This is a genomic window from Lysinibacillus sp. NPDC097214 (assembly GCF_050277945.1).
Classification (GTDB): Bacteria; Bacillota; Bacilli; order Bacillales_A; family Planococcaceae; genus Lysinibacillus; species Lysinibacillus xylanilyticus_B.
Genome location: NZ_JBNNSS010000007.1, coordinates 39322 through 45894 on the forward strand (window position 1 = coordinate 39322; position 6573 = coordinate 45894).

The window sequence follows — 6573 nt, forward strand, 5'->3', positions numbered from 1 at the left end:
GTTTTTACAATGTCATCCCTAACTTTTGATGCGAGCCAATTAAATAACACTTAGTATCATAAGAAAAATCGATCATAGAATCGGTTCTTCATTATAATGATTGGATGCTTTATGACATTCTATCTCCATTTAATAGTTCTATCCATCACTTTTGTTTCTAGAGGCACAATGTGAAGCTTTCACGAATGTTGCCAACCTTTACTGTAAATGACCTTAATGCAAAAAAAATGCAAGTACAGTTATTTGAATAACTGTACTTGCATCTTTTGATTAATTAATACCTCGCATTGCTTTTGAAATAAATGGCGAAAGTGCTAATATGATGATCCCGAAAACAATTGATAATGAGCCTAAGAAACCGAAGTATGTGAATTCACTTACCACTTCATAGACTTTTACAAGTTGTGCGTTGATCGCTTGCGCAGCTGCACTTGTTAAAAACCAAAGTGACATCGTTTGTGCAGCAAAAGCCTTCGGAGCCAATTTTGTAGTAACTGACAACCCTACTGGCGATAATAATAACTCCCCAACTACAACTAAAAAGAATGATAATACTAGCCACCATGGACTTACTAAATCTGTACCACCAGATAAATACGCTGGAAGCATCATCACTAAGAATGACAATCCTGCAAAGAATAATGCATAAGCGAATTTACGCGGTGTAGATGGTTGCTTATTTCCCCACTTCATCCATAACATGGCAAATAACGGAGCCATCGTAACGACGAATAAAGGGTTTAATGATTGGAACCAAGAAGATGGAATATGAAAACCACCAATATCCAATCGTGTACGACTATCTGCATACGTTGCTAAAATAGTCGCCCCTTGTTCTTGGATTGCCCAAAACATTACAGCCGATAAAAACAAAGGAATATAAGCGAGCACGCGAGACTTCTCGTCCTTCGTTGTTTTCTCACTGCGATACATATAAATAAAGTACACCGTTGGGATTACAATACCCAGCCCCGTAATAATTAAACCAAAAACATTCACTGTTAGTACGCCAGTTTTGATACCAATTGCCCCAGCAATAATAATAAGTAGCGCTAAAATCCCAAATCGTGTAAAGACTTTTTTCCGTTCTTCAGGCAATAACGGGTTGTTTACCTGTAATCCTGCTAACCCTAAATATTTTTTTCCTGTTAATTTAAAAATTATTAAACCAATTAACATCCCTACCCCTGCTATACCAAAGCCTAGGTGGAAACTATACTGTTGTCCAATTGTTCCGACAATTAATGGTGCAAGGAATGATCCCATGTTAATGCTCATATAGAAAATTGAAAAACCTGCATCACGACGACTATCTGTATCAGCATACATATCTCCGACAATGCTTGAAACGTTCGGTTTTAATAAACCTGTCCCAATAACAATAAAGAACATTGAAACAAATAACATGCTTGCGCCACCAGGTAACGCTAGCAGGAAATGTCCAATCATAATGAACACGCCACCATAGAAAATAGTCCTACGTGTACCTAGTATTCGGTCAGCAATCCAACCACCGATAATCCCTGACATGTAAACCAATGATCCGTAGATAGCCATAATTGAGTTCGCTAGTCCACGATCTAGGCCTAAGCCGCCTTCATGCAATTCATAATACATAAAGAAAATCAGAATTGCTCGCATACCGTAGTATGAGAAACGTTCCCAAAATTCAGTGAAAAATAATGTAAAGAGCCCTTTAGGGTGTCCGACAAAGCCATCTTGAGGGACGGATTTTACAATTTCATCTTTAGTAGACATAAAAATATCCTCTCCCGATTTCATTATTCAATAATAATATTATTACCCAATATTAAAGATAAAAACTTTATTTCATCATACTAAAGTGTTTTAAAAACTTTTTCAAGAGTTTTAAAAAATGTTGGAATTTTACACCTTTTCTTTAAATTCAGTTTAATTTCCATAAAATTGTACCAAACCTATTGATATTCCTAAGTTTTCTGATTCTTTAATATCTACTAAATTATAAACCACCATTAAATTATTCTAAAATATTTTATAGTCAGATTTTTTACTTTTTAAACAAAAAAGCTAGTATTATCTATAATTTCATTCACAGCGATATAAATTCGCTTTTTCGATTATAAAAAAGCATGCTAGAAACACGAAGTGCTTCTAGCATGCTTTTAAAACAATGATGTTATTGATTATTTCATTACATATTGTTGGAATTTTGCATAATCCGCTTCTTTCAACTCTAGCGTTAGCAGCGTACCATTTTCTTCATACGCTGTTTCATAGACAGAGGCATGTTCATTTAAATAAGAAACGATATTTCCCTGTTCATACGGAATGAGCATTTTACATGTTATATAATCAGAGAAAATATGCTGACGTATCATTTGCAATAATTCCTCTAATCCAGTTCCTTCCTTCGCTGAAATCCAAATGTTATCACCGCTGATAACAGGGTATGGAACGCTTGCTATATCAGCTTTATTATACACATAAATTGTTGGAATCCCTTCAACGCCAACTGCTTTAAGCGTTTCATTTGTTACGTCCATCATAAAGCCGTGCTCAGAATTGGAAACATCTACAACATGGAGTAATAAGTCGGCATCACGAGCCTCTTCCAGAGTCGAGCGGAATGCCTTTACTAGATGATGCGGTAATTTACTAACGAAACCAACTGTATCTGTTAATAAAAACGTCTTTTTATCAGGTAATTCTATTTGACGGACAGATGTTTCAAGTGTGGCAAAAAGCATATCCTTCTCAAACACTTGCTTATGATCTTCCTGCCCTATTTTCGTAAGTAGCTGATTCATAATGGTTGACTTACCGGCGTTCGTATAGCCAACAATGGAAACGACAGGGACGGCATTTTTACGTCGTTGTTTACGCTGTGTCTCTCGTTGCTCCTTTACATGCTCTAGGTCCTTCTTTATTTTCGAAATCTGATCCTCAATTTTACGACGGTCTAGCTCGAGCTTTGTCTCACCAGCACCACGGTTTTTAAAGCCACCACCAGTGCCACCACCTTGACGACTGAGAGAAGCGTGCAAGCCAACCAAACGAGGTAGCATATATTGCAATTGTGCTAACTCAACTTGCATCTGTGCTTCACTTGTTTTAGCACGACGTCCAAAAATATCTAAAATCAACATCGTTCTATCAATAACCTTTGTCTCTAAATCGCGCTCTAAATTACGGATTTGCGAAGGTGATAACTCATCGTTAAAAATCACTAAATTTGCTTGTACTTCATCATAAAAGTTTTTTATTTCTTCAATTTTCCCTGTTCCAACATAATGAGATGGCGTAACTCGCTCTAAATTTTGTGTGACAATGCCGGCAACTTCAACATTTAAAGCTTCAGCTAAATTTTCCAGCTCCTCCATTGAATAATCAAAATGCTCATCATTCCGTAAATTTACGCCAACTAAAATAGCTTTTTCAACCAATATATCTACTTCTTTAATTCTATCCATCCACAAAACCTCCCACCAATGCCTTGATGCTACTACGACAAATTTTCTTCATCTTACCATATAATGTCCTAAACCGTGTCGTTTAACATGTATATAGAAAAAAATGCGCCTTCTATACAAAAGGCGCACTACATTCATTTATTTACTTACGTTCTTCTTTTAACAATACTTCAGTACGATTGAACTCGTCTTCAATATCTTTATTCGGTCTATATGTCAAAATGCTGACAATAACCGCTACGATTAGGCACACTACGAAGCCAGGTACAATCTCATATAATGTATCAGCTAGGAATTTTATTTTCCCCCAAATAAAGGCGGTTGCAGCACCTGCTACCATCCCACTAAGAGCTCCGTAATTCGTTAATTTTCTCCAATATAGGGACAGCAATATTACTGGACCGAATGCTGCACCGAAGCCAGCCCAAGCAAAGCCCACTAAGTCTAAAACAGAACTATCTGGATTCCACGCTAAAATTGCTGCGATAATAGCTACAACTAAAACAGCGACACGGCCAATAAAAACATAATGCTTATCATCTGCTGTTTTATTAAATAAGGCTTTGTAAATGTCTTCTACAAGTGCTGACGAAGTAACAATTAATTGTGATGAAATTGTACTCATAACCGCGGCTAAAATGGCAGCTAGCATTATACCTGCAATAAACGGATGGAATAGGATTTGGCCAAGTACAATAAATACCGTCTCAGCGTCCTTTAACTCACCTGCATTTTGCTCATAATAAGCCAAACCTACCAAAGCTGTCGCAATCGCTCCGAATAAACTTAACATCATCCAACCAATACCGATACGACGTGCCTGCTTTGTTTCTTTTACTGAACTTATTGCCATAAAGCGCACGATAATATGTGGTTGTCCAAAATAACCTAGTCCCCATGCAAGTGATGAAATGATTGCCGCAGCAGTTGCAGTTGCAGGTAATAAGCTCAGATGTTCAGGATTTACAGCTTTAATAGATGCTATTGTGTCTCCAATTCCACCTGTTAAAAATAATCCAAATAACGGGACAGAAATAAGTGCTATAAACATAATTAGCCCCTGTAAAAAGTCTGTATAACTAACCGCTAAAAATCCTCCAAACAATGTGTATGCAACAACAACAGCAGATACAAGCAATAAACCAGTATGGTATTCATAGCCAAATGAACTATCAAAAAACTTGCCTCCTGCAACCATTCCCGAAGAAACATAAAATGTAAAAAAGATTAAAATAATAATACCCGACGCAATTCTTATTAGCTTTGTACTGTCATGTAAACGATTATCTAAATAACTCGGAATAGTAATTGAGTCATTAGCAATTTGTGTATATGCACGTAGTCTCGGTGCTACAAGTAGCCAATTCAAATAGGCACCAATCGTTAAACCAATAGCAATCCAGGCCTCAACAATTCCAGATAAATAGATTGCACCCGGTAAACCCATTAACAGCCAGCCAGACATATCTGCTGCACCTGCACTTAGCGCTGTGACAGCAGGGCCTAGCGAACGCCCACCAAGCATGTAATCCGTTAAATTCGTTGTTTTAACAAATGCATACCAACCGATTCCTAGCATAGCGATCATATAAATAATAATCGCAAGTAATTGATACATGTTTGCAGACATATTTTTCCCCCTAGTTTCCCTATCAATCCTTTTATTAAAAATTCTCTATATTTAAAATAACACAAATATACAAAATAACCTATAATCATTCAAAGAGCGCATTCTGACATTTATAATAGCAATGCAATTCATAAAGTATGTTAAACTAGTGCCATCTATAACACGATAAAGAAGGCGAAATGTATGACATTTGAAGAAATGAAAACCCAACTTATAGAGCGGATTTTACAACAGCAACTTGTTACTGCAACAATCAGTCAACCACGTATGAAATCAAACGAAGTAAAACGTATAAAGCTAAAACCTTTATTATTGAAGGATGCTTACCATATACAAGTTGAATATCAATTTGAACGTATTTTAAAGCATGAAAATGTTCTATTAGAAGATTTCCCTGAGAAGCTAGAAGCATTTTTGAACGATTACCGCCAAGCACATATTGATTTTATTGATGAAAAAATACAAGTGCAGCTATCAAAAAAGAACAAAGTACTATGGAAATCCGATAAATCCCCAACACAAAAGCAAGTCAATTTAGCGCATAATCGCAAGAAAAACTATTTACTAGCAGAGGATAAGCCATACCCGTTTTTAATTCGTCTTGGCGTACAAACGGAAGAAGGAAAAATAAAAAAACAAAAATACGATAAATTCAAACAAATCAACCGCTTCATCGAATTTATTGATGATGCATTAACATATTTACCAAAGGATCGTCAGGTTCGTATTTTAGATTTCGGTTCAGGCAAATCCTATTTAACATTCGCCTTATACCATTATTTAAAAATCGAAAAAGGTTTAGACATTCGTGTCACTGGTTTGGATTTAAAGAAGGAAGTCATTGAAGATTGCTCACAAATCGCACAGGATTTAGGCTATGAGCAACTCGAATTTCTAGTAGGAGATATTAATGATTATAATGATGAGTCTGCTGTGGACATGGTGGTAACGCTACATGCTTGTGATGTTGCCACTGATATGGCATTGGCCCGCGCCGTAAAATGGGGAGCAAGCGTTATTTTAAGTGTCCCTTGTTGCCAGCATGAGCTAAATCGCCAGCTAAATACACCAGCTCTTGATATCATGCTTCAGCACGGTCTCGTACGCGAGCGTTTTTCAGCGCTTGCAACGGACGCAATCCGAGCAGAAATTCTATCACTTGTGGGCTATGAGGCACAACTGCTGGAGTTTATCGATATGGAAAATACACCAAAAAACATTTTAATAAGAGCTTATCATACTGGTAAAAAGCCAAGCACTGAACAGCGCGCTAGCTATGATGCGTTTTTAAAGTTGCTAAATGCCAAGCCGTTTTTAGCAACTGAGTTACAAGCTTACCTATAAAATGCCGCGGTATTTGTGAGTGAAATGCAGGGATTTACGCTGCTTCTACGGGTATTTCATCGCGGAGCGCGGGTATTCACTCCTTCCGCGGGTATTTCATCGCCAAGCGCGGGTATACGTCTCCCTTTCGCGGGTATTTCATCGCCA

4 protein-coding genes are annotated in these 6573 nt (G+C 37.2%); 1 reads left to right on the top strand and 3 read right to left on the bottom strand.

Going from position 1 to position 6573, the window contains the following annotated elements; all coding sequences use genetic code 11:
• Nucleotides 1–270 precede the first annotated feature (270 nt).
• The 3 genes from ACQKMI_RS16560 to putP form a co-directional block, all read right to left on the bottom strand.
• On the bottom strand, nucleotides 271–1758 hold the full coding sequence (locus ACQKMI_RS16560) for a peptide MFS transporter (RefSeq protein WP_427490689.1): 1488 nt from the start codon (nucleotides 1756–1758) through the stop codon (nucleotides 271–273).
• Between the two features lie 407 nt (nucleotides 1759–2165).
• Nucleotides 2166–3452, bottom strand: coding sequence for a GTPase HflX (gene hflX / locus ACQKMI_RS16565; protein ID WP_323647729.1), 1287 nt, complete (start codon nucleotides 3450–3452; stop codon nucleotides 2166–2168).
• A gap of 142 nt (nucleotides 3453–3594) precedes the next feature.
• Nucleotides 3595–5082 carry a sodium/proline symporter PutP gene (gene putP, locus ACQKMI_RS16570; RefSeq protein WP_427490691.1) on the bottom strand — a complete coding sequence of 496 codons (1488 nt, stop codon included), beginning with the start codon at nucleotides 5080–5082 and terminating at the stop codon, nucleotides 3595–3597.
• 183 nt (nucleotides 5083–5265) lie between these two features.
• On the opposite strand from putP, the gene ACQKMI_RS16575 reads away from it, so the two are divergent.
• A complete protein-coding gene (locus tag ACQKMI_RS16575) occupies nucleotides 5266–6426 on the top strand; it encodes a class I SAM-dependent methyltransferase (protein ID WP_427490693.1) in 1161 nt (386 codons plus the stop codon).
• Nucleotides 6427–6573 lie beyond the last annotated feature (147 nt).

What these genes read in the sequence shown, in the direction of transcription:
- ACQKMI_RS16560 (WP_427490689.1), bottom strand. Translation starts at nt 1,758, where the DNA reads ATGTCTACTAAAGATGAAATTGTAAAATCCGTCCCTCAAGATGGCTTT.
- hflX (WP_323647729.1), bottom strand. Translation starts at nt 3,452, where the DNA reads ATGGATAGAATTAAAGAAGTAGATATATTGGTTGAAAAAGCTATTTTA.
- putP (WP_427490691.1), bottom strand. Translation starts at nt 5,082, where the DNA reads ATGTCTGCAAACATGTATCAATTACTTGCGATTATTATTTATATGATC.
- ACQKMI_RS16575 (WP_427490693.1), top strand. Translation starts at nt 5,266, where the DNA reads ATGACATTTGAAGAAATGAAAACCCAACTTATAGAGCGGATTTTACAA.